This is a genomic window from Pseudomonas sp. P2S-1, assembly GCF_057197725.1.
Genome location: NZ_CM170068.1, coordinates 1,414,798 through 1,440,399, shown reverse-complemented (window position 1 = coordinate 1,440,399; position 25,602 = coordinate 1,414,798). Strand labels below are relative to the sequence as shown.

The window sequence follows — 25,602 nt, the reverse complement described above, 5'->3', positions numbered from 1 at the left end:
CGGCGGACGTCCTGTCAGTTGGCCAGGGTATCGGTGGCGTTGAGCAGTTGCGGGCCGTTGGCCCCCGGCAAGAGCATGACGCTGTAGCGCTCTCCGGCCTTGAGCTCGCCCAGGTCCAGCGGGTTGCCGACGTTGGCGTTGGCACAGACCAGCTGCACCGAGAGCTTCACCGGGTTGATCGAGCGGCGCTGGAGGCTGCCGTCGGCGGTGTCCTTGAACAGGTCGGCATTGCGTCCGGCCGGGCGCAGACTGGCGCCCTGGCAGGTGGCGTCGAGGCTGATGAAGGCCAGCGAGGCTTTCAGGCCGTTGAAGTCGTCCGGTTGTTCGCGGACCACGCGCTGGCTGATCTTGCCGCCGTCGTCGAAGGCGAACACCGTGGCGAACTCGCCCGGCGCCACTTTCAGGTCCAGTGCAGCGCTCTGGCCGCCACGGCTCAGGGTGCCCTGGATGGACTTGTTGGCCGGCACCGGCAGGTAGTCGGAGACCTTCTTCGTATCGTTCAGGGCGAGGCTGGCCTTCGAGCCGCTGGCCTCCATCTTCAGTACGCCGGGGGCGACATTGACGAAGCGCAGGAACGCCGAGTCTTCGCTGGGGCCGGTGGGGTACAGGGCGACTTCGGCACTGGCCGTGGCGGCCGCCAGAGCCAGGGGCAGGGCGAGCAGGATACGCAGGGTCATTTCTTCGCCCCTTGCACGGCCGGGGTTTTCAGGATGGCGTCGGTGATCGCCTTGCTCCAGCTGGTGTAGCCCATGGCGGTGTAGTGCTGGCCATCGATGGTCGCCCATTGGCCTTGCTTGGCGAAGGTCAGCGAGTCGATGTAGTCGCAGGGGGCGACGTTGGCGGCGAGGAATTTCGAGGTCATTTCGACACGGGCGAAGGTCTTGCCGTACTTGCCGCCTTCGGTGCCCCAGCCCGGACCGACCCAGACGCATTTGGCGCCGGTTTCCTTGATCGCCTTGGTCAACTGGGTGGTTTGCTGCCAGGCCCAGGCTTTCGGGAACGCCGGCTTGGTGTAGTCGGCCATGGTGTCACCCATCACCACCACGATCAGGTTGGCCTTGTCGGCAGCGACCAGCTGGCCCACCGGCTGGGTGGTGGCCTTGTTGCCCAGGACCACGGCCTTGTCCTTGTTGCGCCGCTCGGCGCCGCCGCACTCGCCGGGCACCACCTGGGTCCAGTCGCCGGCCTTGGAGCCGCACACGCCGAGGGTATGCACCTGCGCGCCCTGGTTGACCAGGTTGTTGTGCAGGTCCTGCATCAGGTAGTTGGGCGTGGCCAGGTGGCTGTCGCCGATCATCAGGATGGTCAGGCCAGCAAGCAGGGAAGCAGCCATGTATGAATCTCCTTTGGCTTAATTCGAATAAGGGGAACGGTAAGGACTGACGGGCAGGGGCATGGCGCCGCCGCCGTCCTCGAACAGGTAGCGCAGGTACAGGCCACCGGTGAACTGGCGGTAGTCGCGGGCGTTGTCGACGCCCAGGGTACCGCCGAAGAAGAAGCCGTCGCCCAGGCGGTACTCGCCCGTGGCGCCGAAGGAATAGCCGATGCCGGTCTTGCTCTGCTTCTCGTAGCGGGTGTTGACCACGCTGCCGGGGTTGTTCGCCTGGTAGATCGCGGCAAGGCTTTCCAGTGCGGCCTGGGCGCTCTTGTTGCCGTAGTAGGGAGCGCCTTCCTGCTCGATATGCTGCACGCCGATCGAGCTCTGGATCTGGTACGACCAGTCCGGCCCGCGATGCGCCCAGCTGAACGGCAGGCCGATGGAGAAGAAGTTCTGCGGGCTGAAGTAGCCGCCGTGGCCGTAGGTGAAGAAGCTCTGGTTGCTGTCGTAGCTGGCCGCCGACACGCCCAGGCCACCGGTCAGGCGGTAGTCTTCGCTGTTGAGCAGGTACCAGTAGATACCGCTGCCTAGTTCGACCCGTTCGTTGCGCTCGACATGCTTGCCCTCGAGGCTGGCCCAACCGGCGTAGGCGTAGGTACCCCAGCGCTGGTTGTCGTAGCTGAGCTGGCCGCGCAGGCCGGTGGCGGTGACGCCGCCCCATTCCACGCCGCTGCGCGCATCGCGGGCGCCGGCGAAGGACAGCAGGCTGTCGGTCATGGCCCGGCGCGACAGGTTGAGGTTGTAGCGGAAGTTGCTGTTCTCGGCGAACGGCCGGTCGAGGCTGATGCCGCCGACCATATTGGTTTCGCGGAAGCCGATCGGCGTGCTGCCGATATCGGTCTTCAGGCCCAGCGCTGGCATTTCATAGGCCAGGGCCAGGCCGACGCCGGCATCTTTCTGCGAGCCGGGGTAGCCGTTGAGCAGGGTGTCCATGTCGTCCAGCTGTTCTGCCAGCGGTTCGGCCAGCAACACCTGGGCGTCAGCCGCGTCGAAGCCGCCGAAGCGGTAGGCGCTGTTGCTGCTTGAATGGAAACCGCTGGCATTCAGCGACACCGGCGTCACCCGCACGGCCATGCGGTCGTCGTTGACCGGGAAGCTGATTTCCAGCGGGGTTTCCACATCGAAGATCTTGCTCAGGCCACCTTCGCCGTTGTTACTGCGGAAGGTTACGCCTTGCTTGATCTGCGGGCTGCGCTGCTCGGCCAGGCTGGTCAGCTCGGTTTCGATGGCGGCACGCGGATCCGGGTTGATCACCGCGCGGTCCGGCTCGGCCGCCGGCCGGGTGCTGCGACGCTGAACCGGCGCGTCATCGAGGCTGGCCAGTTGCACCGGTTCGTCGAAGGTATCCGCGTCGCGGAGCTGGGTCGCGGCGGCACGGCTTTTCGCCTGGACCCGCGCCGGTTCGGGAATCTCGTTGAGGGCGATATCGCCCAGGCGCGAGGCCTTGCGCTGGCCGGGCTGGCCGACGAAGGGGTTGGCGGCGATGGCCGGGCCGAACGGGTTGTCGATCAGTTCTTCCTTCGGCCCTTGCAGGGCCAGGGCCTGGGCGTACAACTCCTGGGCCCGGGCCAGCTTGCCGCGGCTGCGGTACCAGGCGGCCGCCGTGCTCAGCACTTGCGGATTTTCCGGGGCCAGTTCCAGGCCGCGCTCGATGGCGTGCTCCGCCTGGGCGGTCTGGCCGTTCTGCTGGTAGGCCAGGGCCGCGCCCATCTGCACGTCGGCGTTGTCGGGTTGGGCAGCGAGCAGTGGCTGATAGAGGTCCACGGCCTTCTGCGGATTGCGGTTGTCCAGGTACATGCGCGCCAGCGACGACACCGCCTGGGCATCGTCCGGGCGCTGGGCCAGGGCCGGGGCCAGGGTGTCGTAGGCGGCGACCAGGTCGCCTTTCTCGCGCAGCAGGTCGGCCTGGCGCACGGTGTACTGGAACAGCAGGTCGTCGTAGCTGCGCTGCTCGGCCGCGGTCAGCGGCAGGCCGCGCAGCTCGCGGAGCATCTGGCTGACCTGCAGGTCGTCGCCGGCCTTGAGCAGGGCGCCGGCATAGGCGATGCGCAGGCTCGGGGTCGGCTTGCTGCTCTGGGCGATGGCGTTGCGCAGCATGGATACGGCGCGGTCGGTGTAGCCGATTTCGATATAGGCCGCGGCCAGGCTGGCATACAGGTCGGGGCTGGCGCTGACCCCGGTTTCGGCGCGCTTGAGCAGGTTCATGGCCTGGGTGCGCTTGCCCTGTTTGGCCAGGGTTTGCGCCTGGGCGGCGAGCTGGCGCAGTTCGACTTCCTCGGCGAGATTGTTCATCGCCTTGCTGCGCTGGCTGGCGGGAATGCGTTCGAGCAACTGGCGGGCCTTGGCCCACTGCGCCTGGCGGCTGGCGAACAGCGCCCCGGCATACAGCGCCTCGGGCTTGCCCGGGTTGGCCTGGACCAGTTCATCCATGGTCTGCCGCGCCTTGTTCGGCGCGTCGGTCTTCAGGTAGATCTCGGCGAGATCCGAGCGGGTCCAGGGGTTCTGCGGGTCGTTGCGCACCGCGTCTTCCAGGGCCTTGCGTGCCCCGGCCAGGTCGCCACGAGCCTCGGCGTCCTTGGCCTGGCCGACGGCGATGGCGGCGCGCAGCCGGCTCATGTCCAGGCGCTGACGCTGGGCATCGCCGAGGTTGTCGATCATGCGCTGGGCTTCGCCGAGCTTGCCGTTGCTGGCGAGCAGGGCGATGAGGCCGGCGAGGGCGTCGGGCTGGGCGGGGTCCAGGCTCAGGGCGTGGCGATAGGTGGTTTCAGCCAGTTGGAGCTGACCCTGGGCCGCTTGCAGCTCGGCCAGGTTGAGATGGCCCTGGACCTCGCGCGGATTGTTGGCGATGGCCCGCTGCAGCAGTTCCCGGGCCTTGTCCGGATTGCCGGCATCCCGTGCCTGGGCCGCCTGGTCCAGCAGCACCCAGTACTGGTTGGCGACCAGTGCACTCTGCCAGCGGCTGGCATTGCCTTGCTTGATCGCCTGGCGCAGCAGGGCGTCGGCATCGGCCAGGCGCCCCTGGCGCTGGCGCACCAGACCCAGGCCGCCGAGGGCGTCGGCGTCTTGCGGTGCTTCACGCAGACGGGCCTGGAAGGCCTGTTCGGCGGCGTCCAGGTCTTCGCTTTCGAGGGCCTTGAAGCCCCGGGCCAGATGCGGATTCTGCTGGTAGCTGGATTGCGCCCGGCGCTGGCCGGTGCGCATTTGCTCGCGGATTTCCTCGTCGTCCGGATAGGCCTTGAGGTAGTCCTCGAACAAGGCCATGTCGGCCTTGCTCCCGCCCAGCCACGACAGGCCCTGGCGCCAGGCTTCCACGGCCTGGCTGCCGATCACCGGATCGTCGCGGAACGAGGCCAGGCGACGCAGGCCGTCGGCGCGGGTGCTTTCGTCGCTGAGCAGCAGCTTGGCCAGGGTCAGTTTGGCCCGGCGGTTATCACCGCCCTGGGCGATCAGGCGTTCCAGTCCTTGCCGGGCTTCCTGCCAGCCGCCCTTGGTGTAGCCGAGGGTGCCGTAGTACTCCAGGGCCAGGTCGCCTTGTGGCGGTTGCCCGCCGAACAGCCCGCGGTAGGTTTCCACGGCCTTTTCCGCCTCGCCGGACTCCACCTCGACCCGCGCCTGGTTCAGGTGCTCGCCGGTGGCGTCGCCGTGCAGGCGGATTTCCTGGTCCAGCAACAGGGCCTGTTGCGAACCGGGATGGGCCGCTTTCAACTGCTCCAGGTAGCGCTTGGCGTTTGCCGGACGATCGCTGTCCAGCTCGATCAGGCCGAGGTTGTAGATGGCATCGGATTGCTGCGGATCGATCAGCAGCAGCTTGCGCCAGGCCTCCGAGGCCCGGGCCTTGTCCTTGCGTCCCTGCCAGTACTGGCCCTGTTCGAGCAGGGCCTTGCCGTTCGCGCTGAGTTCGGCGTGGGTGGCAGTGCAGGACAGTGCGGCAAGCAGGCCGACGGCTAGAGTTTGACGACGCGAGCGCATGAAGTCTCCCAGAGAGGTTGCAGCTTCCCGTCGGCGAGGAAGCGGTAATGCTCATCCATGTAGCCAAGGGCGAACAGGCTGAGGACCACGGAGTAATAAGGTGGTTGGCTGGCCTGAACTGCCTGCGGGGTAAAGCTTTGGGCCAGCTCGGCATCGACCCGGGCGCGTTGCTGCTGCTCCAGCCAGGGTTGCTGGCGGGCCTTCAGGTAGGGCAGCAGGGCGGCGGAGAAACCGAAGTTGGCGGCATTGCTGGTGGTGTTGGCGTGTACCTGGACCTTCTCCGGCGGCGTGCCCTGGGTGGCGACGATGCGCGACATGCCATCGAGGCTGTCGAGGATCGGCTTGGCCAGGGGGTCACTGTTGGGGGTCATGCCGGCCCACAGATACACGCGGATCGCGTCGTAGCTGCCCTGTTCGCCCTTGAGCGGGTCGATGATGAACAGCCCGGAACTCGGCCCGGTGCCGCGATAGCCGACCCAGTCGGCGATAAAGCCGTGCTTGGCGGCGCGCTGCATCAGGCTGCCGGTGCTGCGGGCGATCTCGTTCCACGGGCCTTGCGGGTCGACTGCGGCGATGCGGCGCAGCACCGGCACCGGCAGGTAGCTCGGGTTGAGATGCCAGAGGTGGCCGGGCTGGGCGAAGCCGAACGGGCCGGGCAGGAGCATCTTGCCCAGGCCGGGCAGGTCGGCGACTTCCCTGGCCTTGATATTGGCCAGCAGCTGGCTGGCTTCCTTGGCGTAGCTGTCGTCCTTCCACAGGCGCGCGGCCTCGCTCAGGGCGTAGGCGAACCACAGGTCGGCGTCGGAGGCGGAGTTGCTGTCGAGCAGGCGCCACTGGCCTGCCTCGTCCTTGCCCCACCACCAGCCCGGCAGGTTGTTGGCGATGTCGCTGCCGGCCAGGTTGTTCCTGGCCCAGGCCCAGAGTTTGTCGAAGGCCGGCCGGTCATTGGCGACCAAGGCGAAGAACATGCCGTAGGACTGGCCTTCGGAAGAACTGTGCAACTGCGGGGTACTGGCGTCCAGCACCCGGCCGTCAGGCTGGATGAAGTGCTGCACGAAGTCGTGCCACAGCGGCCACTTGCTGACGCCGCACTGTTCGGCGGCCTGGCTGGTGGCGGGCAGCAGGCAGGCGCCGAGGGCGGCAGCGAGCAGGGTCTTCAATGGAGTCTTCATGACTTACTGGTCCTTGAGCCGGCGTCGGGCGATGGCCCGCAGCGAGAAGTAGGCCGCGCCACTGACCAGGGACACCCCGACGACGGTCAGCACCAGCAGCAGGAACACGTGGCGCGACAGCACCCATTGGATGTAGCGGAACGGGCCCAGTTGGCCGACGTAGTAATCCTCTTCGGCCACCAGCGACTGGATGTTCTTGCCCTTGATCACTGCCAGGCTGCCTTGCAGGGCCTGGGTGTAGTGCTCGCCGCCGATCAGGGCGTCGGTCACTTCGCTGAGCTTGCCGGCCTGTGGGCTGGACAGCAGGACCACGCTGCGGCCCTTCTGCAGCGGCGATTCGAAGCCGCTGACGTAGGAGCCGCTGTCGCCGCCGCTGAAGGTCAGGGCGCCCCGGGCCTTGCGCAGGTTGGCGGCGGGGTCCGGGCTGATCCATTCGCGCAGGCGCAGCGGCAGGTCGGAGAACTCCACATAGCGCCTGGCGTCTTCGCTGCGGCTGGGCAGGTAGTCGGCCCAGGTCTTGAGCAGCGGTTGGTTGTGCCCGGAGGACAGCACCAGCAGGTCCTTGTCGGCGAACTGCCCGACGTCGTCGGCCTGGCCGACGCTGACCGCCGTGGCCGGGTAGCCGGTGGAATCACCAAAGCGTCCGAGCACGGTCAGGTAGGCGTCCCAGTCGGCCGGGCCGGCATTGTCCGGAAGGATCACCGCAGTCTGCGACAGGTCGGCCAGGCGGGTGAAGGGGAAGCCGCTGTCCTTGAACACGCCGAGGTTGGGCATGGCGATGAAGTGGTCGTAGCCGCTCAGGTCCAGGGTCGAGTCGGGGTCGATGGCGCCGCGCATGTTGTCGATGATGATGTCGCCGCATTCACCCTGCTTGACGTAGTCGAACATATAGCGGAATTGCAGGCGCGATTGCAGGGCCACCGAGTCCAGCGGCAGCAGCATGCTCGCTTCGCGGACCAGGCTGTCGTCCTTCTTCAGCATCGCCAGCAGGCTTTCCCCGGCACCCATGCTCTGGATCGACGGCAGGGTCATGGAACGGATGAAGCGATCGTTGAAGCTGACCATCAGCGACGAGTTGGTCGAGGTCTGCTGCGGCGTGTAGCGGTACTTCAGGTTCAGCCGGGCGCCGTCTTCACGCCAGTTGAACAGGTCCGGCGGCAGGCGCATCGGCACGGTGATCATCGCCGGGGCGTAGCCGGAGACGTTCAACTGGCGCGGCTCGAGCAACTCGCCCAGGCGCACCGGGCGATCGCTGGGCAGCCAGTTCGGCGCGTCGTAGGGCTGGCGCGGCAGCAGGTCGACGGCGTCGATCTTCACGCTTTGCCCGGCGAAGCTGCGGTTGCCGAGGACCAGGGCGGTGGCGGCTTGCTTGATTTCGGCACTGTCGCGGCCGGCGATGACCAACAGCTTGCCGAAACGGTCGTTAGGGTTGGCGACGATGGACAGGCTCGGGCCGTCCACCGCTGGCAGGTCGAGGCCGGCCAGGTGCGAGGCCTCGGTGCTGTTGACCAGGACGACGCCGTTGCCGCTGGCGGGCAGGCCGTCGAGTTGAGTCGAGAAGCGCGCGCCACGGTAACTGGCCAGCGCGCCCAGCCACGAGGAGACCGCGCCGGCGGCTTCCAGGGTGGTGTTGTCCGGTGCAGCGGCAAACACGAACGGCAAGGCCAGGGCGCGGCGGTCGCGACGGTCGAACAGCGGCATGGGCAGGTTGGCCAGGTCGTTGGGCAACTCGACCTGGGACACCTGGATGCTCAACTGGCTGTCGCTGCCGATCTTCGCCCACAGGCTGGAGTGCTGCGGGTCCTCGCACTGCATGGTGTAGTGGCCGATCAACTGCACGCTGAGGCGGTTGAACTCGGTGATCAGGTAGGGCGGGATCTCGATGGTCTGCTTCTGCAGGGTGCCGGCAGTTTCCTTGGGCAGGGCCAGGCTGGCGGCGACTTCGTCGTTGACCATGATGTTGATCTGCGACAGGTCGCTGAGCAGGGCCGGCGAATAGGTGTATTGCAGGGTCAGCTGGGCCCCGGTGACCACCTCGTCGGCGCGCATGTCGAAGTTCACCGTGTCGGCGGACTCGATGCCCTTGAGGCTCATGGTGTAGTCCTTGCCCAGCTCCTTGAAGGTCATGTGGTAACCGGGGGAGCTGCCTGCCGGGCTGAGGGCCGCATCCGGCGCCGCCACTGCCGACGCGCTGGCCGGCAGTTCCTCGGCCTGGGCTACACCGGCCAGGAGGAGGGCGCAGGCGAGCAGGGCGCGGGGGCGGCGCAACGAATTCACGGAGCGGGGGAAGGGAGCCTGGAAGGTCATTGGGTTTCCACTGCAGGTTCGGAAGGGGAAGTCGGGTTCTTGCGGAAATAGCGGCGGTGCTGCAGCGCGGCCACGGTCGCCTGGCCGAGGTCGTAGATGCCGCGCAGGCCGACCCGGCTGACATCGCGCAGGGCGTGCAGCGGGGTGTCGGTCTTGGCGCCGCCCCAGGTCGAGGCCCAGGTGTCGGCGCGGGAGAACGTCAGGCGGACCATGTCGCTCTGCTGGCGCAGGCTCAGTTCGCGGAAGCGCATGCCGGCCATGCCGTTGCGCGAGAACATCACCCGCGCCGGCAGCACGCAGGCCTGGCCGCCGCGGTGCAGGGTCACGTCGAGCTGCATGTCCTTGGTCAGGGCCAGGTCCGCCGGCAGCTTCACGCCCACGCCGCTCTGGGAGAAGTCGAGGGTGCTGGTGTCGATCTCGCGGCCGTCGGGCAGGTGCAGGCGCACCGGCAGCTCGGCGTGCGCCCGTGGCTCGGTGCGCACCTGGCGGCTTTCACTGGCCACGGCCACGGCGGCGCTGGTCATGATCACGTTGTACAGGGTCCAGCCGAGGTTGATGACGATGGTCACTGCCGCGTCCGGGTCGCCGATCACCAGTTGGACGATGCCGCAGGCCATGCCGATCAGGTTCAGCGCCAGCAGGACGATATAGGGCCGGGCCAGCTTCCAGTCGAAATAGTCCTTCTCGATGATCCCGCCCTTGTCGGTGACGTTGAAGCCGCCGACCTTCGGGTTGATCAGGGCCACCAGCACCGGGCGCATGATGTACCAGGCCAGTACCGATTCGTAGACCTCGTTCCAGAACGAATGGCGGAACTTCCCCTGGATCCGTGAGTTGGTCAGGCTGGCGTGGATGATATGGGGCAGCACGTAGGCGGTGATCATCAGCGCCGAGGCGTGGAAGATCTTCGCGCCGAAAATCAGGTAGGCCAGCGGTGCGGTGAGGAACACCAGGCGCGGCAGGCCGTAGAAGAAGTGCGCCATGGCGTTGGCGTAGCAGACCCGCTGGCCGAAGTTCAGGCCCTTGCCCATGAACGGGTTGTCGGTGCGGAAGATCTGCGCCATGCCCCGGGCCCAGCGGATGCGCTGGTTGATATGCCGTGACAGGCTCTCGGTAGCCAGGCCTGCCGCCTGGGGGATCGCCAGGTAGGCGGTGTTGTAGCCCTTGCGGTTGAGCTTGAGGGCGGTGTGGGCGTCCTCGGTCACGGTTTCCACCGCGACGCCGCCGACTTCCAGCAGGTGGGTACGCCGGATCACCGCGCAGGAACCACAGAAGAAGGTGGCGTTCCACAGGTCGTTGCCGTCCTGGATCAGGCCGTAGAACAGCTCGCCCTCGTTGGGTACCGAACGGAAGGTGTTGAGGTTTTTCTCGAACGGGTCAGGCGAGAAGAAGAAGTGCGGCGTTTGCAGCAGCGACAGCTTTGGATCCTTGAGGAACCAGCCCAGGGTGACCTGGAGGAAGGAGCGGGTCGGCACGTGGTCGGCGTCGAAGATCGCCACGAACTCGCCGTCGGTGACCTTCAGCGCTTCGTTGAGGTTACCGGCCTTGGCGTGACGGTTGTTGTCGCGGACGATGTAGTTGACCCCGATCTGCCGGGAGAACTCGCGGAATTCCTCGCGGCGACCGTCGTCCAGCACATGGATGCGCAGCTTGTCCCGCGGCCAGTCCATGGCCTGGGCGGCGAGGACGGTGAGTTTGACGATGCTCAGTTCTTCGTTGTAGGTCGGCACGAACACGTCCACCACCGGCCATTCCTGCGGCGGCGTGGTGAGGATCTTCGGCTTGCGCTGCAGCGGCCAGGCGGTCTGCATGTAGCCGAACGCGAGGATGATCAGGGCGTAGGTCTCGGCGGCCACCAGGCCATAGCCGAAGAACATGTCCACCCAGTTGTCGAAGCCGAGGGTGTCGGTCAGGCGCCAATAGACGTAGCGCAGGGTCGCCAGCAAGGACAGGGCGATCATGGCCATCACCGGCAGGCGTCCCGGCACCTTGCGCAGGATCAGCAGGCAGACCAGGCACAGGCCGGAAAAGGCGAACTGGCGTTCCAGGTCCAGGGGCGCGGTGACCACGGCGGCGAGCAGGAACAAGCCGACCAGGGCGGCAGCGATCTTCAGGCTGAGCTTGAGGGCCGGGGACAGTGCTTCCATCCGGGCAACCCAGGCATGCGCCCGCGCTCTCCTGGACGTCGGCAACTCCGGCGTCGGTGTGAGTTGGGCGGTCATGAGGCGCTGTGTTCTTCGCGAAGCTGCTCGAGGCGGTGGGTCAGCTGGCCGGCGACGTTGCGCAATGCCTGGCAGGCAGGGCTATCGGCCGGTTGCTGGAAAAGGTCGTATTCGAAGGCCAGGGCCTCGCCGACCTGCGGGTCGAACGGCACGGCGGCCAGCCATTGGTTGCCCAGTTGCTGGCGCAGCACTTCGCTCATATCCAGGCTCAGGGCGCTGCGGGCGTCCACCTGGTTGACCAGGTAGGTGCAGTGTTCGGGGCGCAAGGGGGAAAGCCAGGACTGCAGCTTGTCCAGCACCAGGTAGGAGGCAGCGTCGGCCAGGGTCACGGCGATCACCTGGTCGGCGATGGCCAGGACCTGGTGCAGCCAGGGCGAGGCGCCGGTGCTGGTGTCGATCAACAGCAGGTCGTCCTTGCCCAGGTCGAGGGTGGACAGCTCCTGCACCAGCCACTCCGGGTTGCCCGCCAGCAGAGTTTCGAAGGCGCGCAGGTCGGCAGCGTTGCTCGGGCCGAACGGCAGGCATTCGATACCAGCGTCGGTAGGGGCGCAGATTTCGCTCCAGTCCAGCGCATCCAGGCGTGCCTGGCTCAGGCCGGGCGTGGTACGCGGCAGGTTGAAATGGCTGAGCAGGGCGTTCTGCGGATCGAGGTCGAGGACCAGGGTGCGGCCGACCGGGCGCTTGAGCAGTTTGGCCAGGGACATGGCCAATGTCGTCTTGCCGACACCGCCTTTGGCTGACACGACGGCAACGATGCGTGCTTGTGGTCGCGACGCGGGTTGCACCCGCATGGCCTTGTCGAGGGCGCGGCGGTTGCTTTCTTCGGCGGCGAGGCGGCGTTGCCGGGCGATGCCTTGCAGGCGGTCACGCAGGGAACCGGCCGGCGCCTCGGCGCTCGACGGCAAAAACGCCGGAGCAGGGACGGCGGGCACGGGAGATTGCACAACAACCGGAGCGGATGGCGCGGGGGCGGCGGTGACCAGGGCGGGGCGCTTGACCTCGACCAATGTGACCGGAGCGGGTTTCACCGCAGCGGGCGCAAGCGGCGCCGGCTCTGCGTTTGCGGGCAAAGGCTCGAGGAATTCGAACTCGGTGTTGATTTCCTGGTAGCTGTCGGCACTGGCCCCAAAGCGGTGGAACAGATTTCCAATATCGTCTGCTTGACTCATATATGTACTTCCAGCCAACGGCTATCTGGACTACAGAAGGGCAGATCAGGTCTTCCAAAGAGGCAAGGGTGTGATATCAAAATGACGGTGTCAATAATTTGTTTTTTCAGTGCGCCTGTTTCCGATCGTTGGTGCAACGGAAATAAAACGCCGATATTTTGACTGGTTTTGCACCGTTCTAACCCGGCCTGTGCTCCATACATCGGCCCATGTCTGCAAAAGTTGAATGCCGTTTAAGGTGTTTCCCTAGCGTGATTCCGGGGGTGAGCCCTGAGTCTCGTAGGAAAATGCTTACAGATGATATCAATATTTCCTACAGGTTGCGCAAAGCGCTACCGGTTGGTGGTCGGGTAGGGAGGAGATGGAGTGGCGGAATGCGATCACTGTGGGAGCGGGTTCACCCGCGATTGCGGTAGTGGACTCTCCGACACAATCGCGGGTGAACCCGCTCCCACAGGGGCCAATGTGGCCCGCCGTGGGAGGTGACAAGGCAAAACAGATGCCAGATGGGGCCTCAGTGCGGCCCGCGGGGAATGGTCTTCATCAGGTCTTCGGCGCTGATATGGCCGACCACCGCGCTGCCCGGCTGCGGCAGGTCGAGGATATGGCCCTTCATCTTGCCGATCACATGCATTTCGCAGGGCTTGCAGTCGAACTTCAGGGTCAGCACTTCATCACCATGGATCAGTTGCATCGGTGCCACCTTGGTGCGCACGCCGGTCACGCCCTTGGCCTGTTTCGGGCACAGGTTGAAGGAGAAGCGCAGGCAGTGCTTGGTGATCATCACCGGTACTTCGCCCGGTTCCTCATGGGCTTCGTACGCAGCATCGATCAGCTCGACACCATGACGGTGGTAGAAGGCCCGGGCTTTCTCGTTGTAGACGTTGGCCAGGAACGACAGGTGCGACTCGGGGTAGACCGGCGGCGTCGTGCTTTCCGCCTTGCGCCCGCCACGCGGATGCGCCGCGATCCGTGCCTCGGTCAGGGCCTCGATCACTTCGCGGCGCAGGGCCTTGAGCTGCGAGTTGGGGATGAAGAAGGCGTGCGGTGCATCCAGTTCGACGGCATTGGCGTGATACTGGGTGGTACCCAGTTGCCCCAGCAGGTCGTGCAGTTGCTCCAGGGCCTGTTCCGGCTTGTTGGCGGCGCCGAACGGGCCCTCCAGGCGGGCGCTGGCGCTGATGCCTTCTTCGCTGGTGGCGATCAGTTCCAGGGCGTCCTCGCGCAGACGGGCAACCCATGACAGGCCGATACGGCGCTCGGCCGAGGTCTTCTGCAGCGCCTGCTGCCAGTTGTGGTCGAGGTTGCGGCTCAGCGGGTGGTTCGGGCGCAGCTTGTACAGGCCCTCGGGCATCTCGTTGGGCTCGACGCGGTAGCGGTAGCGCTTCTCGCCGTCTTCCTCGAACTCGCCTTTCAGCTCGGCGATATTGGCGCGGAAGCCCACCACCTCACGCTTGACCAGCACGTTCAGGCCGTCGCCGTTGGACAGCGGCTCATGGGTGACCACGCTCATGTCGCGCTTGCCGACTTTCTCCACGTTGCCCACCAGCAGGCCGGTGAAGGTGGGCGAGTCGAAGGCGCCGATATCGATCTTGCGTTCGCTGACGAAGTAGTCGGTGCTGCCGCGGTGGAAGGTCTTGTCCGGGTCCGGGACGAAGAAGTGCGCGGTACGGCCGCTGGAGGCACGGGCGAGATCCGGGCGACCTTCGAGGATGTTGTCGAGCAGCTGGCGGTAGTAGGCGGTGATGTTCTTCACATAGCCCATGTCCTTGTAGCGGCCCTCGATCTTGAACGAGCGCACGCCGGCGTCCACCAGCGCGGCCAGGTTGGCGCTCTGGTTGTTGTCCTTCATCGACAGCAGGTGCTTCTCGTAGGCGATCACGCCGCCTTTTTCATCCTTCAGGGTGTAGGGCAGGCGGCAGGCCTGGGAGCAGTCGCCGCGGTTGGCGCTGCGCCCGGTCTGGGCATGGGAGATGTTGCACTGGCCGGAAAAGGCCACGCACAGCGCACCGTGGATGAAGAACTCGATCGCCGCGTCGGTTTCGTCGGCGATGGCGCGGATTTCCTTGAGGTTCAGCTCGCGGGCCAGCACCAGCTGGGAGAAGCCGGCCTGGTCGAGGAACTTCGCCCGGCCCAGGGTGCGGATATCGGTCTGGGTACTGGCGTGCAGTTCGATCGGCGGGATATCCAGCTCCATCACCCCGAGGTCCTGGACGATCAGCGCGTCGACGCCGGCGTCGTAGAGCTGGTGGATCAGCTTGCGTGCCGGTTCCAGCTCGTTGTCGTGGAGGATGGTGTTGATGGTGGTGAAGATCCGCGCATGGTAGCGGCGGGCGAATTTCACCAGTTCGGCGATCTCGCTGACTTCGTTGCAGGCGTTATGCCGCGCGCCGAAGCTCGGGCCGCCGATGTACACGGCGTCGGCGCCATGCAGGATGGCCTCGCGGGCGATGGCGACATCGCGGGCAGGGCTGAGCAATTCCAGGTGATGCTTGGGCAAGGACATAATGTTTTTTTTCGGGCTGCTTCACGGTCAAGGCGCGCATTGTAGCGGCGAAATGGCCGGGGGGCATCCGAATGCTGCTCACCGGTCCTTGTGGGAGCTGGCTTGCCAGCGATAGGGCCTTCAATGACAAAGAAGGTGTCGGGTCTGGCCTCATCGCTCGCAAGCCAGCTCCCACAGGGTCTCGCGTTCAGCCTGGGGAGATCAGGCCTTGGCCGCCATCGCCGTGACTTCCACCTTCATCCCTTCCACTGCCAGCTCCGCCACGCCCACCGCCGCACGTACCGGCCATGGCTGCCGGAAGAAGCGCTGGTACACCTCGTTGAACGCCGCGCGCTCGGCCATGTCGGTCAGGTAGATGGTCAGGTGCAGCACCCGGTCCATCGAGCTGCCGGCTTTTTCCAGGGCCACTTTCAGGGCCTGCAGGGTGCATTCGCTCTGCGCGGTGATATCGCCCAGCTCCAGGCTGCCGTCGGCGCGGGTGGGGATCTGGGTGGACATCAGGATGCCGTTGAAGCCGGTCACATCGGAGGAAATCGATTCCGGGTCCGGGTCGGGAATGTAGGTGATGTCGTGGTTGGCCATGGGGGTCCCTTGCGTTGACTGAATGAAACGGCCGCACAGTGTAAGCCGTGCAGCCATTCGCGGCGAATCCGGCTGAACCTTGCGCCTGGCGTGCCAGTCCATGGAAGACCTTTCATGCAAAACAAGGAGCTGTCCCATGAAACCACTGACCTCGATGTTCGCCGGCCTCGCCCTGATCGGCGCCCTGGCCGGCCCGGCCTTCGCCGACCAGCCTGGCGCGGACTGGAAAGTCACCCAGGCCCAGGCCGAAACCACCCTCAAGGCGGCCGGCTACACCCAGATCACCAAGATCGAAGCCGATGACGGCCATTGGGAAGGCGAAGGGATGAAGGCCGATGGCATGAAATACGAATTCAAGGTCGATCCGCACAGCGGCAAGATCGTGAAGGATGAGATGGATCACTGACCGCCTTGAGGGCCTCATCGCCGGCAACGCCGGCTCCCACAGGTATCGCGGTGTACGCCAAACCTGTGGGAGCCGGCGTTGCCGGCGATAAGGCGAGTACAGGCCCCCGGGAAATCAGTCCACCAGCGCCTCGGCAATCGCTCGATTGAACGCCGGAATATCATCCGGCTTGCGCGAAGTGATCAGGGTCCAGCCTTTCGCTCCGCAGGTCTGCACCTCCTTGTCCACCCACTCGGACCCGGCGTTGCCCAGGTCAATCTTCACGCTGGGATATGACGTCAGCGTCTTGCCCTCGGCCACCCCGGCATCGATCAGCGCCCAAGGCCCATGGCAGATCGCCGCGATCACCTTGCCGGCCAGGCTGAATTCATTGATCAGGCGCCGCGCATCCTCGTCGGTGCGCAGGGTGTCCGCGTTGACGGTGCCGCCTGGAATCACCAGGGCATCGAAGTCCGCTTCCTGCTGGTCTTTCAGTTTGGCATCGGATTCGACTGCCCGATCCTTCTCGGTGTCATGCAGGAAGGTCTGCACCGTCCCGCCCTTGATCGAGCCATGGACCAGTGTCGCGCCAAGGTTGCGCAGCTCTTCCAGCGGTTTGAGCAGTTCGTCGCGCTCGACGCCAGCGTTCGAGGTGATCACCAGGATTTTCTTGCCTTGCAGTTGCTGAGCCATGGATGAGCTTCTCCCGTTCAGGTCATGACGACGGTTGTCGCCTCCTGGGTGTTGAGGGCCGCGAGCCGGGAAAAGTTTGGTTTTTCTGAACGCCCGCCGTCCGCCGGGGCTCATAAGCAACAGGTAGAAGATCAGGACACGCCACCATGAACGCCAAACCCCACCGCCCGGAACTCCAGGCCTGGCACGACCTGCTCAGCGACGATGGCTACCGCCTGGACTCGCCGGATGCCTGGCACACCAGCCTGCTGCAGGGCACCGAGGAACTGCTCGCCAGCGGCGTGGTGGACTGGGATGAATACATGGCGCTCAAGGCCCTGGCCAACAGCGGTCACGCCCGGGCGCTGGAAGATGCACTGGAAAGTCGGCTGGCCGATCCGGACGCATGAAAGCGCTAAAGATCGCCACCTTCAATATCAACGGTATTCGTGCGCGCCTGCCTAACCTGCTGGCGTGGCTGGAACGCGAAAAACCGGATATCGCCTGCCTGCAGGAACTCAAGGCGGCGGATTTTCCCGTCCAGGCCCTGGCGCAGGCCGGTTATGGCAGCCTTTATTCCGGGCAGCCCTCCTGGAATGGCGTGGCGATTCTTGCGCGCGATGCCGAGCCGCTGGAAATCCGCCGTGGATTGCCGGGCATGGAGGGCGACCCCCAGCGTCGTTACCTGGAAGCGGCTGCCCATGGCGTGATCATTGCCTGTCTGTACCTGCCCAATGGCAATCCCCGGCCCGGACCGAAGTTCGACTACAAGCTGGCCTGGTTCGAACAACTGATCACCCATGCCCGGTCGCTCCACGATAGCGAGCACCCGGTAGTGCTCGCCGGTGACTACAACGTAGTGCCGACCGACTTCGACATCTACAACCCCCGCTCCTGGCTCAAGGACGCCTTGCTGCAGCCTGAAAGTCGAGATTGCTACCAGCGCTTGCTGGAACAGGGTTGGCTCGATTCGCTGCGTCACCTTTATCCGCACGAGCGCTTCTACACCTTCTGGGACTACTTTCGCCAGCACTGGGAGAGGAACTCGGGGTTGCGTATCGATCACCTGCTGCTCAACCGCGCCCTGGCCCCCTATCTGAAGAACGCAGGGGTCGATGCCTGGGTGCGCAACGAAGCCAAGGCCAGTGACCACGCGCCGACCTGGATCGAGCTGGGGACGCGCAAGAAGAGGTAAACCATGCACGCTTTCGATGATCTGCAACGGGGCCTGGAACATGTCCGGCAACTGTACTTCCACGATGACGGGTCCACGCCGAACAGCCACCTGCCGGTGCTGCACTATCACCTGCGCAGTACCAACGGCGCGGCATTGGCCGACGCCTTCGGAGCACTGTTCAGCGAAAACCAATGGATTCCACTATGGCGCGCCGGCATCTACGACTATCACCACTACCATTCCACGGCCCACGAGGCGCTGGCGGTGGTGCACGGGCGGGCGCGGGTGACGCTGGGTGGCGAGTCCGGACAGACCCTGAGCCTGGAGCCCGGCGACGTGCTGGTGCTACCGGCGGGCACCGGGCATCGCTGCGTCGAGTGCAGCAAGGACTTCCTGGTGGTAGGTGCCTATCCGCGTGGGCAGGAGGATTACGATATCCAGCGCCCGGGCAGTGGCAATCACGCCGACTCGCAGGCGCGTATCGCCCGCGTGCCGTTGCCGGAAGCTGATCCGCTGGGAGGCGTGGAGGGGCCGCTGATGACTGCCTGGGGGCCTCAGGTCAGTTGAGCGGACAGCAACAAGGGAGTTTGTCCATCGTCGTGCTCCGGGCAGCATGCAGAACTGCAATTCACCACAAAACCCTGTGGGAGCTGGCGTTGCCAGCGATGAGGCCGGCAATGACAGCGATGTTGTCTGGTCCGGCCTCATCGCCGGCAACGCCGGCTCCCACAAGGGATCGGTGTCAAGCCAGGAGATCTTCGTAGAACGCACCATACGCCTTGGTGGGATGGGCAATCTGGATCTCCAGAATCCACAACCCCTTGTTCGGCTGCCCGTCATAATCCCCCAGGTCCCCGGCGCGGTAGATGGCATGGGGGAAATCACTGACCCGGTGCCCCTTGATATCCAGGTTCAGCTTCCAGCCCATGGCCTCGGCCTGTTCGTGGGCAAAGTCATACAGCTCGACCCCGCTGCACCCCGATGCGCGCCAGTGCGCCTCGACCCGCTGGTACAGGCTCTTGGCTGCCGCCGCACAGGCGATCATCTCGGCGTCGTCGCCGACGGTGAAGGTCGCCCCGGCGTCGCCTTCATGGCCCTTCCAGACCACGCCCATGTCGATGAAGAAGATATCGTTCTCGCCCAGCACCGGCTCGCCTTCCGAGCGTTCGTTGAAGGCTTTCAGGGTATTGGCGCCGAAACGCACCAGCAGCGGGTGCCAGATGCGTTCCATGTTCAGGTCGACGAGGATCTGCTTGCCGAGCAGGGTGGCTTCCTTTTCGGTCATGCCCGGACGAATCACCGCGGCGATGGCGTCCACGGCTTCCCAGGTACGGGCCTGGGCATAGTTCATCAGGTCGGGGGCGTAGTTCGCCCCGGTGGCTTCCTTGGGATACACGGCGGTGGTCATGCGTGGCCTCTCTATGGCAGGGCTCTTGGGCTGTTTTTCGACGTATAGCATTCTATATAGCGATGGCGGCTTGCAACATTTTGTTAAGAGGTTTCCGGGCGGTAGTGGCGCAACGATATACCTGCTTGTACGCTTCGCTTAATCACCCCGTTCTCCCGAGATTCCTGCCTTGAAGCGCCTCCTGCCGATCGTTGTTTGCCTGCTCCCGCTCCTGGTTCACGCCAAGGAGGAGTACGTCAGCGTCGAGGTCTATTACGGCGAAGAGTGGACGGTGAAGGAAAGCAAGGTCCTCGACAACATGCCCGCGCCCACCAGCCAGCAAGGCTTCGGCTTCTGCTACGGGCATTCCGCAGCCACGGTGTTCAACTACCACAACTGCCAGGCCTACAAGGAAAACTGCAGCACCCTGGAGCCCAATCGCCTGGTGTCGCCGTTGGGCGTGGCGGTCTGGGGCCAGGAACTGCCCAAGAACAACGACGGCCACTACAGCTTCAGCAAACCGCCCGAACTCACCGAAGGCGGCAGTTCGATCGGGGCGTTGTTCAACACGGCGGTGATTCGCGGTTCGGCGCCCGACCAGTCGTGCATCGACGAGCGGGCGTTCCTCGGCGACCTGTATGTCGAGGACGGCAGCATCACCGAAGCGTCAGTGGCCTCCCAGCGCAAGCTGCTGGGCCGCTTGCAGTCTTTTTACCGCAAGTACACGGGCAAGTTCGCCACTACCGCCGACATTCCGGCACCGGTAATGGCCGAATTGCGACAGATCGTCCCCGGCCTGGACAACCCGGAGCTGGCCAAGGGGCTCAATGGCAAGAAGTTCGGCGAGTTCTTCTACCGGGTGGTGATCCCCGACCGCTGCAAGCGCGTAAGCAACCATGCCCTGTTCGAAACCGACATGAAGCTGGTCGAGTATCCCAATGGCGAGAAATTGCCGCACACCGTCAAGGGCACCATGGCGGTGATCCGCAAGGCCATCGACGGCGGCTCGCCGCTGATCCTCGAAGTGCAATGTGCGATCAAGAAGGTCGGGGCCAACGGCTGTAGGCCTGAAGACGCGCACTCCTTCGTGGTCTACGGCTACGCCCGGTTATGCCTGGCCTCGGGCAAGTGCAGCGACGGCCTGCGCCTGCGTGGCAGCGCAGGCGAAAAGGCGGACGCCCTCGATCGTGTGCGCTGGTACGACGCCGAGCCGCTGATCGACGCGGCGCCGAAGAAGGGGGTGATCCTCGGCTGGTTGATCCCCAGGCCGAAGAAGGCTCAGTGACCGTACAGGCCGATCAGGCTTTGCCCACCCAGGGCATGGCCTTGCAGTGCCTTGATCAATCCCTCGCGGTCCAGGCCTGCGGGTAGCGCGTCCGGCGCCAGGTCGCTGGCGATCAGGGTCAGGGCGTAGTGGTGAGGGTTGTCACCGGCAGGCGGGCAGGGGCCGCGGTAGGCCGTGTCGCCCCTGATGTTCTTGCCAACGGTGATGCCTTCGCTCGCACCTTCGGCGATCTCGCCACGCTTGGCATTGATGTTGTAGGCGACCCAGTGACTGACCCCGAGGCCCTTGGCGCCGTCCGGGTCGAACATCAGCAGCGCCACCGAGCGGGTGCCTTCCGGCAGGTTTTTCCAGCTGACTTGCGGCGACAGGCCCTGGCCCTTGCCGCAATTGGCATCGGGCCCGACCTGGGCGAGGGGAACGGTGCCGCCATCCTTGAAGGCGGTGGAGTGGATCGACAACGGCGCCGCCTGGGCGACGCCGGTCAGTGCCAGCAGCGCGATCGCGCCAGCCAGCGAGCGGGTGGTGGTGTTCACTGCGGTGCTCCTTCGAAATGCTCCGGGCACCGCAGTGTAGACCTTTATTCCACCCCGGCGCGGGGCACGGGCGGGGAGTGGGCGTTGTCGCACTCGGGCACCGGCGGGTGCTCCTGGGCGGCATGACGCAGGTCGTCGGTGACCCGCAGTTCGGCGCCGGTCGGCGAGAAGGTCGCAGACGGCACGAACGGCGCCGGGTTGGCCGGCACCGGACGCTTGCCGCGGCGCAGCAGGAAGAACCCGACCATGGCCAGGTTGACCGCCGCGAAGGCCCAGAACAGCCCGGCCGCGCCGTAGGTGTTCATTACGGGCGAGATCGCCAGCGGACTCATGGCCGAGCCCAGCGAGTTGATCAGCAGCATGCCCTGGATCATCGGCACCAGCGCCTCGACCGGGGCACGGTCGGCTGCGTGGCTGACCGACACCGGGTACACCGCGAACACACCGCCACCGAGAAGGAACAGCATGGCCGGCAACAGCACCGAATTGGACGGCAGCAGCACGATCACCACCGACAGCACCACGCACGCGGCGGCGAGGGCGATCAGCACGTCCTGGCGGTCCTTGCGGTCGGACCAGCGGCCCACCGGGTATTGCAGGAGCATGGCGCCGAGGATCACCCAGGCCATCATGCGCCCGACTTCACCGACGTCCAGGCCGATGCGTTGCAGGTACAGCGGCAGCAGGGTGTAGACCGCCGCGATGGTCACACCCGAGCCGAAGCAGCCGATCAGGCCGGTGGGGGTCACGCTCAGCAACTGGCGCGGTTTCAGCGGCTCGACATGCTCGAGGATCGGCGACACCCGCGGCAGGATCACGATCGGCAATACCGACAGCGAGGCCAGCATGCCGGCGACCATGAACGGTGCCATGTCGCCCATGTTGGCCAGCTCGCCCAGGCCGGCCTGGCTGAGTACGCCAGCGCCGTAGAAGGCGATCATGTACAGGGCCAGCAGGCGGCCGCGGACCTTGGTGTCGCCAGCCATCAGCAGCCAGCTTTCGATCACCAGGAACACCCCGACCGTGGCCCAGCCGTTGATCAGGCGCAGCACCATCCAGCCCCAGGTATCGACGAACAGGCCCTGCAGGAGGATGGTCACGGCGATCAGCGAGGCGAAGCTGCTGTAGGCGCGGATATGGCCGATGCGCAGGATCAGGCGGTCGTTGAACACGGCGCCGAGGGTCAGGCCGATGAAGTAGGCGGAGGAGACCATGCCGATCATGGTGGCCGACTCGCCGGCCTCGTCCAGGCGCAGGGTGGTCAGGGAAGACAGGAAGCCGTTGCCCAGGGCCATGATGAACAGCCCGAGCAGGGGTGCCAGCGCCATCGCCAGCAAACGCGGAGACATACTTACCTCGAAAGTCATTGAATAGCGGACAGACACCCTCGGGACGCGCGCGCATGTCAGCCGGACCGTTGCGGGCCGGGGCTGCTGGTTTTTATTGGGGTTGTCGCTGCTCGATGCGATGAGGCGAAAAAGGGGCGGGCAATTCTAATGGGTTTCGGGGGTGGGCCGACAGGTGGGATGGGGTGCGGCGGAGTGTCGCACTCTGGCTTGGGGTTTGTGTTGCTTTTGCCGGCCTCATCGCTGGCAAGCCAGCTCCCACAGGGTCGGAGTCGCTGCAGAACCCTGTGGGAGCTGGCTTGCCAGCGATGAGGCCATCAGCAACAGCATCCATCCTGAGCCTGGCAGAGACCTCCAACCCCCCGGCACACAGAGACAAGCTTTCCTGACCATCCAGATGAGTTAATCCCCCTCGATCCAGATGGATCAGATCCTTACGACAATAACAAAGGGGATTGATGTGAACAGGATTCGCCATGGCTCGATACTGGCCGCGGCCTTGAGTGCCCTTACCAGCGGCGCCCAGGCCTACGAGCTGTACTCCGACGCGGACTCCACGCTGAAACTGAATGTCCAGGGTGCCCTGGGCTTCTTCCACAGCGACGAAAGCTACAACCAGGGCGGGCCCATCGCCCCGGGCTCGGTGGCCTGGCAGGAAGCCTTCCTGCGCTACGGCCTGGGCGGCACCACCCGGCTGGCGCGCAACGCGTCCTTGTATGGGGAGTTCAATGTCGTCAGCAACGGCACCTGGGGCGACGGCGACGCTGCCGGCTACACCGACGGCAGCGAACGCCGCACCGCCGTCGACCGCGCCTACGCCGGCTGGCGCTCCGGCGATCTGTTCCCGGCCCTGGGCAAGGACGGCGTGGATTTTTCCGCCGGCAGCCAGAAGGTCAAGGTCGGTGACGGCTTCATCATCAACGGCGACGGCCTCAGCGTCGGCAACAACATTGCCGACGGCAGCGTAGATCGTGGTGGCGCCTATTACCTCACCGCGCGCAACGCCTTCGACCGCACCGCCTGGCTCAAGCTCGGCGGCCAGCAAGGCTGGCGTGGCGACCTGATCTGGGTGAAGTCGGACAACGAGCTCAAGGCCAAGCCGGAACTGGGTATCGGCGTGCTGGAGCATGTGGCCCCGCAAGGCACCGTCGGCCTGACCTACGTAAAAGGCCTGGGCGTCGACGAAAAACTCGCCAATCCCTTCAGTGCGCAACGTGACGGCCTGAAGATCACCAGCCTGCGGGCCCAGGGCAATGCCGGGGTCAAGAACCTGTTCCTGTCCTTCGAATACGCCCATGAAGCCAAGCGCCTGGGCGATGAGCATGCCTGGTACGCCGAGGCCGGCTGGACCTTCTCCGATCTGCCCTGGCAACCGCGCATCGGCTACCGCTACAGCCGTTACTCCGAGGACTACGACCCGCTGTTCAGCGGCTTCAGTCGTGGCTACGGCACCTGGTTCCAGGGCGAGGTGGCGGCCAACTATTCGGGGCCGTTCCAGCGCAACGCCGTCATCCATATGGCCAGCCTCGGCCTGACCCCGCACCCGGACGTGGCCATGGGCGTGCTGTTCTTCGATTTCTCCAGCCTCGACAAGCGCCAGGGCGATCTGGCCGCGCAGGAAGTGGACCTGTATCTGGACTGGACCGTCGGCCAGTTCACCGTCAGCCCGCTGATCGGCCTCTACAAACCGGAGAAAAGCGCGGAGCAGGGCGGCTCGCAGCAGGGCAGCGACGACCTGAACCTGTACAGCCAGATGGTCATTTCCTTTGCCTTCTGATTACGTTTGCCGGGTACATGGCTTCCCACCCTTATTCCAAGTACAACAAGGACATTCCTGATGCGTGCTCCCTTCTTCCCGCTGCTTGGCCTTGCCGCTGCGCTGGCCATGCCCCAGGTCCAGGCGGCCTCGGTCGATCCGGCCAGGCCCAATATCCTGCTGGTGGTGGCCGACGACATGGGCTACGGCGACCTTGGCAGCTTCGGCAGCGAGATCGAAACGCCCAACCTCGATGCCCTGGCCGCGTCCGGGGTGCAACTGACCAACTTCCAGGCCATGCCCGCCTGCTCGCCGACCCGCGCCGCCTTGCTCACCGGTGCCGACCCGCACCAGGTCGGCCTGGGCAACATGGCCGAGGAAACCTCGCCGAACCAGGAAGGCAAGAAGGGCTACGAGGGCTACCTCAACGACCGCGCCGTGACCATCGCCTCGCTGCTGCGCGATGCCGGTTACGACACCTACCTCACCGGCAAATGGCACCTGGGCAGTACCGACACCACCGGCCCGGACAAACGCGGTTTCGAACACTCCTTCAGCCTGCTCAGCGGCGGTGCCAGCCACTACCCTGACATGAAGCCGGCCTACGCCCCGACCCCGGACGCCAAGGCGCCTTACGCCGAGGACGGCAAGCGCCTGGACAAGCTGCCGGCGGACTTCGCCTATTCGTCGCAGTACTACGCCGACCGGATGATCGACTACATCGCTGCCGACCGGAACAGCGGCCGGCCGTTCTTCGGCATGCTCGCCTTCACTGCGCCGCACTGGCCGCTGCAGGCGCCGGATGCGGCCATCGAGAAGTACCGCGGGCGCTATGACGCCGGTTTCGATGCCTTGCTCGACGCCCGCCTGAACAAGCAGAAGGAGCTGGGCATCATCCCGGCCACTGCCGAAGCGGCCGCCCGTTCGCCCAAGGGCAAACCCTGGGACAGCCTGACACCGCAGGAGCGTCAACGTGAAGCCCGGGCCATGGAGATCTACGCGGCGATGATCGACCAGATGGACGCCAACACGGGCCGGGTCTTCGATTACCTGCGCAAGAACGGCCTGTACGACAACACCATCGTCATCTTCATGTCCGACAACGGCGCCGAAGGCCACGACCTCGATGAAACCTGGCCGGCAGACCTGTTCCCGAAGATTCGCAAGGTGATCGACGAGACCAACGACTTCAGCTACGAACAGATGGGCAAGCCGGGCTCGTACACCTTCCTCGGCCCGAACTGGTCGCGGGTGGCGGCGCCAACCCTTAGCCTGTTCAAGGGGTTCCCTACCGAGGGTGGCACGCGTACGGCGGGGATCATCCGCATCCCGGGCGTGGAGGCCCATGGCAAGCAGCTGGACCAACTGGTCAGCGTCAAGGACTTCGCGCCGACCTTGCTGGAACTGGCCGGGGTCAAGCACCCGGGGCAGAGCTACAGGGGCCGTGAGGTGACGCCGATGACCGGCACCTCGATCCTGCCGTTGCTCAAGGGTACCAAGGCCGCCGAGCGCACCACCGGCGGCGAACTGTTCGGCAAGCGCTTCGTGCGCAAGGGCGACTGGAAGCTGGTGCATATGCCCAAGCCGTGGGGCAATGGCGAGTGGCAGTTGTTCGATCTCGGGCATGACCTGGCCGAGCAGCATGACCTCAGTGCCAAGGAGCCGCAGCGGGTGGCGGAGTTGAAGAAGGTCTGGGATGACTATGCCCGGGACAACCATGTGATCCTGCCGGATCAGGTGAGTGGGTACTGAAACC

20 protein-coding genes are annotated in these 25,602 nt (G+C 65.3%); 7 read left to right on the top strand and 13 right to left on the bottom strand.

Annotated elements, in window-relative coordinates; all coding sequences use genetic code 11:
- Positions 1-14 precede the first annotated feature (14 nt).
- The 9 genes from AC2CQI_RS06420 to AC2CQI_RS06380 all read right to left on the bottom strand — a co-directional run bounded on the left by AC2CQI_RS06420 (position 15) and on the right by AC2CQI_RS06380 (position 15,305).
- Complete coding sequence (locus tag AC2CQI_RS06420) at positions 15-677, bottom strand: alginate O-acetyltransferase AlgF (RefSeq protein ID WP_484579583.1); 663 nt, start codon at positions 675-677, stop codon at positions 15-17.
- Entirely contained in the window at positions 674-1,333 is a 660-nt protein-coding gene (locus AC2CQI_RS06415) for an SGNH/GDSL hydrolase family protein (RefSeq protein ID WP_075802919.1), read from the bottom strand. Before AC2CQI_RS06415 ends, AC2CQI_RS06420 begins: the two co-directional genes overlap by 4 nt.
- 18 nt (positions 1,334-1,351) lie before the next feature.
- A complete protein-coding gene (locus tag AC2CQI_RS06410) occupies positions 1,352-5,347 on the bottom strand; it encodes a cellulose biosynthesis protein BcsC (RefSeq protein WP_484579582.1) in 3,996 nt (1,331 codons plus the stop codon).
- On the bottom strand, positions 5,323-6,519 hold the full coding sequence (bcsZ, locus tag AC2CQI_RS06405) for a cellulose synthase complex periplasmic endoglucanase BcsZ (RefSeq protein WP_484579581.1): 1,197 nt from the start codon (positions 6,517-6,519) through the stop codon (positions 5,323-5,325). Before bcsZ ends, AC2CQI_RS06410 begins: the two co-directional genes overlap by 25 nt.
- 3 nt (positions 6,520-6,522) lie before the next feature.
- Positions 6,523-8,826, bottom strand: coding sequence for a cellulose biosynthesis cyclic di-GMP-binding regulatory protein BcsB (gene bcsB / locus AC2CQI_RS06400; protein ID WP_484579580.1), 2,304 nt, complete (start codon positions 8,824-8,826; stop codon positions 6,523-6,525).
- A complete protein-coding gene (gene bcsA, locus AC2CQI_RS06395; RefSeq protein ID WP_484579579.1) occupies positions 8,823-11,048 on the bottom strand; it encodes a UDP-forming cellulose synthase catalytic subunit in 2,226 nt (741 codons plus the stop codon). The genes bcsB and bcsA overlap by 4 nt, the downstream gene beginning before the upstream one ends.
- Positions 11,045-12,217: a cellulose biosynthesis protein BcsQ gene (gene bcsQ / locus AC2CQI_RS06390; protein WP_484579578.1), complete on the bottom strand. Its 1,173-nt coding sequence runs from the start codon at positions 12,215-12,217 to the stop codon at positions 11,045-11,047. The genes bcsA and bcsQ overlap by 4 nt, the downstream gene beginning before the upstream one ends.
- 514 nt (positions 12,218-12,731) lie before the next feature.
- Positions 12,732-14,723, bottom strand: coding sequence for a peptidase U32 family protein (locus AC2CQI_RS06385; protein ID WP_484579577.1), 1,992 nt, complete (start codon positions 14,721-14,723; stop codon positions 12,732-12,734).
- 201 nt (positions 14,724-14,924) lie between these two features.
- Positions 14,925-15,305 (bottom strand): RidA family protein, encoded by a 381-nt coding sequence (locus AC2CQI_RS06380; RefSeq protein ID WP_484579576.1) that lies wholly within the window; start codon positions 15,303-15,305, stop codon positions 14,925-14,927.
- Positions 15,306-15,441: 136 nt separating this feature from the next.
- Between AC2CQI_RS06380 and AC2CQI_RS06375 the strand changes: the two genes are divergently transcribed.
- Entirely contained in the window at positions 15,442-15,711 is a 270-nt protein-coding gene (locus AC2CQI_RS06375; RefSeq protein WP_075802911.1) for a PepSY domain-containing protein, read from the top strand.
- A gap of 114 nt (positions 15,712-15,825) precedes the next feature.
- Here AC2CQI_RS06375 and AC2CQI_RS06370 read toward each other — a convergent pair whose 3' ends face one another.
- The gene (locus AC2CQI_RS06370) at positions 15,826-16,383 is read right to left on the bottom strand and encodes a type 1 glutamine amidotransferase domain-containing protein (protein WP_484579575.1); all 558 of its coding nucleotides are present in this window, start codon (positions 16,381-16,383) and stop codon (positions 15,826-15,828) included.
- Positions 16,384-16,529: 146 nt separating this feature from the next.
- Between AC2CQI_RS06370 and AC2CQI_RS06365 the strand changes: the two genes are divergently transcribed.
- Genes AC2CQI_RS06365 through AC2CQI_RS06355 form a run of 3 tightly spaced genes read left to right on the top strand, consistent with a single transcriptional unit; the run spans position 16,530 to position 18,106 of the window.
- The gene (locus AC2CQI_RS06365; RefSeq protein WP_484579574.1) at positions 16,530-16,772 is read left to right on the top strand and encodes a hypothetical protein; all 243 of its coding nucleotides are present in this window, start codon (positions 16,530-16,532) and stop codon (positions 16,770-16,772) included.
- Positions 16,769-17,557 (top strand): exodeoxyribonuclease III, encoded by a 789-nt coding sequence (gene xth, locus AC2CQI_RS06360; RefSeq protein WP_075802908.1) that lies wholly within the window; start codon positions 16,769-16,771, stop codon positions 17,555-17,557. Before AC2CQI_RS06365 ends, xth begins: the two co-directional genes overlap by 4 nt.
- Positions 17,558-17,560: 3 nt before the next feature.
- Positions 17,561-18,106, top strand: coding sequence for a cupin domain-containing protein (locus tag AC2CQI_RS06355; protein WP_484579573.1), 546 nt, complete (start codon positions 17,561-17,563; stop codon positions 18,104-18,106).
- A 175-nt stretch (positions 18,107-18,281) separates the two neighbouring features.
- Here AC2CQI_RS06355 and AC2CQI_RS06350 read toward each other — a convergent pair whose 3' ends face one another.
- Complete coding sequence (locus AC2CQI_RS06350; RefSeq protein WP_484579572.1) at positions 18,282-18,947, bottom strand: M24 family metallopeptidase; 666 nt, start codon at positions 18,945-18,947, stop codon at positions 18,282-18,284.
- Between the two features lie 169 nt (positions 18,948-19,116).
- Between AC2CQI_RS06350 and AC2CQI_RS06345 the strand changes: the two genes are divergently transcribed.
- Entirely contained in the window at positions 19,117-20,211 is a 1,095-nt protein-coding gene (locus AC2CQI_RS06345) for a hypothetical protein (protein WP_484579571.1), read from the top strand.
- Here the strand turns inward: AC2CQI_RS06345 and AC2CQI_RS06340 are convergent.
- Both AC2CQI_RS06340 and AC2CQI_RS06335 read right to left on the bottom strand, forming a co-directional pair.
- Positions 20,205-20,744: a YbhB/YbcL family Raf kinase inhibitor-like protein gene (locus AC2CQI_RS06340; protein WP_484579570.1), complete on the bottom strand. Its 540-nt coding sequence runs from the start codon at positions 20,742-20,744 to the stop codon at positions 20,205-20,207. The two genes, AC2CQI_RS06345 and AC2CQI_RS06340, sit on opposite strands and share 7 nt — an antisense overlap.
- Positions 20,745-20,788: 44 nt before the next feature.
- Positions 20,789-22,093, bottom strand: coding sequence for an MFS transporter (locus AC2CQI_RS06335; RefSeq protein WP_484579569.1), 1,305 nt, complete (start codon positions 22,091-22,093; stop codon positions 20,789-20,791).
- 457 nt (positions 22,094-22,550) lie between these two features.
- Here AC2CQI_RS06335 and AC2CQI_RS06330 point away from each other — a divergent pair, with 457 nt between their 5' ends.
- Both AC2CQI_RS06330 and AC2CQI_RS06325 read left to right on the top strand, forming a co-directional pair.
- On the top strand, positions 22,551-23,867 hold the full coding sequence (locus tag AC2CQI_RS06330; protein ID WP_484579568.1) for an alginate export family protein: 1,317 nt from the start codon (positions 22,551-22,553) through the stop codon (positions 23,865-23,867).
- 60 nt (positions 23,868-23,927) lie between these two features.
- Positions 23,928-25,598 carry an arylsulfatase gene (locus tag AC2CQI_RS06325; protein WP_484579567.1) on the top strand — a complete coding sequence of 557 codons (1,671 nt, stop codon included), beginning with the start codon at positions 23,928-23,930 and terminating at the stop codon, positions 25,596-25,598.
- The last annotated feature ends 4 nt before the right edge of the window (positions 25,599-25,602 follow it).

Bases quoted from the DNA above. Each gene is read 5' to 3' on its own strand.
- AC2CQI_RS06370 (WP_484579575.1), bottom strand. From the start codon at position 16,383: ATGGCTCAGCAACTGCAAGGCAAGAAAATCCTGGTGATCACCTCGAAC.
- AC2CQI_RS06325 (WP_484579567.1), top strand. From the start codon at position 23,928: ATGCGTGCTCCCTTCTTCCCGCTGCTTGGCCTTGCCGCTGCGCTGGCC.
- bcsZ (WP_484579581.1), bottom strand. From the start codon at position 6,519: ATGAAGACTCCATTGAAGACCCTGCTCGCTGCCGCCCTCGGCGCCTGC.
- AC2CQI_RS06375 (WP_075802911.1), top strand. From the start codon at position 15,442: ATGAAACCACTGACCTCGATGTTCGCCGGCCTCGCCCTGATCGGCGCC.
- AC2CQI_RS06335 (WP_484579569.1), bottom strand. From the start codon at position 22,093: ATGTCTCCGCGTTTGCTGGCGATGGCGCTGGCACCCCTGCTCGGGCTG.
- bcsA (WP_484579579.1), bottom strand. From the start codon at position 11,048: ATGACCGCCCAACTCACACCGACGCCGGAGTTGCCGACGTCCAGGAGA.
- bcsB (WP_484579580.1), bottom strand. From the start codon at position 8,826: ATGACCTTCCAGGCTCCCTTCCCCCGCTCCGTGAATTCGTTGCGCCGC.
- bcsQ (WP_484579578.1), bottom strand. From the start codon at position 12,217: ATGAGTCAAGCAGACGATATTGGAAATCTGTTCCACCGCTTTGGGGCC.
- AC2CQI_RS06380 (WP_484579576.1), bottom strand. From the start codon at position 15,305: ATGGCCAACCACGACATCACCTACATTCCCGACCCGGACCCGGAATCG.
- AC2CQI_RS06420 (WP_484579583.1), bottom strand. From the start codon at position 677: ATGACCCTGCGTATCCTGCTCGCCCTGCCCCTGGCTCTGGCGGCCGCC.
- AC2CQI_RS06415 (WP_075802919.1), bottom strand. From the start codon at position 1,333: ATGGCTGCTTCCCTGCTTGCTGGCCTGACCATCCTGATGATCGGCGAC.
- AC2CQI_RS06410 (WP_484579582.1), bottom strand. From the start codon at position 5,347: ATGCGCTCGCGTCGTCAAACTCTAGCCGTCGGCCTGCTTGCCGCACTG.
- AC2CQI_RS06365 (WP_484579574.1), top strand. From the start codon at position 16,530: ATGAACGCCAAACCCCACCGCCCGGAACTCCAGGCCTGGCACGACCTG.
- AC2CQI_RS06350 (WP_484579572.1), bottom strand. From the start codon at position 18,947: ATGACCACCGCCGTGTATCCCAAGGAAGCCACCGGGGCGAACTACGCC.
- AC2CQI_RS06355 (WP_484579573.1), top strand. From the start codon at position 17,561: ATGCACGCTTTCGATGATCTGCAACGGGGCCTGGAACATGTCCGGCAA.
- AC2CQI_RS06385 (WP_484579577.1), bottom strand. From the start codon at position 14,723: ATGTCCTTGCCCAAGCATCACCTGGAATTGCTCAGCCCTGCCCGCGAT.
- xth (WP_075802908.1), top strand. From the start codon at position 16,769: ATGAAAGCGCTAAAGATCGCCACCTTCAATATCAACGGTATTCGTGCG.